The organism is Streptomyces phytophilus (assembly GCF_013870535.1).
Taxonomy (GTDB): domain Bacteria; phylum Actinomycetota; class Actinomycetes; order Streptomycetales; family Streptomycetaceae; genus Streptomyces; species Streptomyces phytophilus.
The window spans coordinates 1-1913 of record NZ_JACBXC010001159.1; the positions used below are offsets into that span (position 1 = coordinate 1).

General features: G+C 73.4%; 2 protein-coding genes. Both read left to right on the forward strand.

The annotated features are described in order from the left end of the window. Window positions 1-1534 (forward strand): acetoacetate--CoA ligase (locus tag H5J30_RS30230; protein ID WP_181790590.1); only part of this gene is annotated, 1534 nt, incomplete at its 5' end. Window positions 1535-1602: 68 nt separating this feature from the next. After that, on the forward strand, window positions 1603-1913 hold a 311-nt coding region (locus tag H5J30_RS30235), incomplete at its 3' end, for a DUF8829 domain-containing protein (protein ID WP_508470965.1).

Here is a 1913-nt window from a genome sequence, read left to right on the forward strand (position 1 = left end):
CCTGCCGAACATCCCGCAGGCCGCCGTCGCGCTGCTGGCGACCGCCGCCGTCGGCGCCGTGTGGACCTCCTGCTCCCCGGACTTCGGCGCCCGCAGCGTCCTGGACCGTTTCCGCCAGGTGGAGCCGGTGGTGCTGGTCACCGTCGACGGCTACCGCTATGGCGGCAAGGAGCACGACCGCCGCGAGACCGTCGCGGAACTGCGCCGCGAACTGCCCACCCTGCGCGCCGTCGTCCACGTCCCGCTGCTCGGCACCCCGTCGCCCGGCGGCGCCCTGGAGTGGGACGCGCTGGTGGCCACCGGCGCCGAGCCGGTCTTCGAGCAGGTGCCGTTCGACCACCCGCTGTGGGTGCTGTACTCCTCCGGCACCACCGGCCTGCCCAAGGCGATCGTGCAGTCCCAGGGCGGCATCCTGCTGGAGCACCTCAAGCAGCTCGCGCTGCACTGCGACCTCGGCCCCGGCGACCGCTTCTTCTGGTACACCTCCACCGGCTGGATGATGTGGAACTTCCTCGTCTCCGGCCTGCTGGTGGGCGCCACCGTCATCACGTACGACGGCAGCCCGGGCCACCCGGACGTGGCGGGGCAGTGGCGGGTCGCGGAGCGCACGGGGGCGACGTTCTTCGGCACCTCCGCGGCGTACGTCATGGCCTGCCGCAAAGCGGACGTGCACCCGGGCCGCGACCTGGACCTGACGCGGGTGCGGTGCGTGGCCACGACGGGCTCGCCGCTGCCGCCGGACGGCTTCCGGTGGCTCCACGACGAGTTCCACCGGGCCGGCCCCGCGGGGCCGGCGGACATGTGGATCGCGTCGGTCAGCGGCGGCACTGACGTGTGCAGCTGCTTCGCCGGCGCGGTGCCGACGCTGCCGGTGCACACCGGGGAGCTGCAGGCGGCATGCCTGGCCACGGACCTGCAGGCATGGGATCCGGCCGGGGAGCCGGTGACGGACGAGGTGGGCGAGCTGGTGGTGGCGCAGCCGATGCCGTCGATGCCCGTACGGTTCTGGAACGACCCGGACGGCGAGCGCTACCGCGACAGCTACTTCTCCACGTACCCCGGAGTCTGGCGCCACGGCGACTGGATCACGCTCACGTCCCGCGGCTCGGTCGTCATCCACGGCCGCTCCGACTCGACGCTCAACCGGCAGGGCGTGCGGATGGGGTCCGCGGACATCTACGAGGTCGTGGAGCGGCTGCCGGAGGTGCGGGAGTCGCTGGTGATCGGGGTGGAGCAGCCGGACGGCGGGTACTGGATGCCGCTCTTCGTCCAACTGGCCGGCGGTGCGCGGCTGGACGACGGCCTGCGGGACCGGATCCGCGACGCGCTGCGCCGGCAGCTCTCGCCGCGGCACGTGCCGGACGAGGTGATCGAGGTCGAGGGCGTGCCGCACACGCTGACCGGCAAGCGGCTGGAGGTGCCGGTCAAGCGGATGCTGCAGGGCACGCCGCTGGAGAAGGCGGTCAACCCGGGGTCGGTGGACCGGGTGGAGCTGCTGCGCTTCTTCGAGCGGCTGGCGCGCTCGCGGAGCTGACCGAGGCGATTGTCAGACCCCCCGACTACGGTGCGTAGTGATTGGTTGCGCTCCGTAGAGGGGGAGTCATGGCGCGTACGAGGACGGACGCCCGGCTGCTGCGCCGGGAGATGCCGAGTGCGGTGGGGCTGCTGGCGGATGCCGCGGACTTCGCGGCGATGCGGCGGTATGCGAGTTTCCTGTTCGACGACCACGCGGCGTATCTGCGGCAGGTGGAGGGCGTGCTGCGGGCCCGGGCCGCACAGGGGGCGTACACGGCCGTGGCGCTCTTCGACCCGCCGGGCTTCGCGCGCTTCTGCGCGGAACGGGACCTGGAGCCGGACGCCCCGGCGAGCCGCTGCCGGTACGTCGCGGAGGCCGCCGCCCGCGGCCCCGCGGT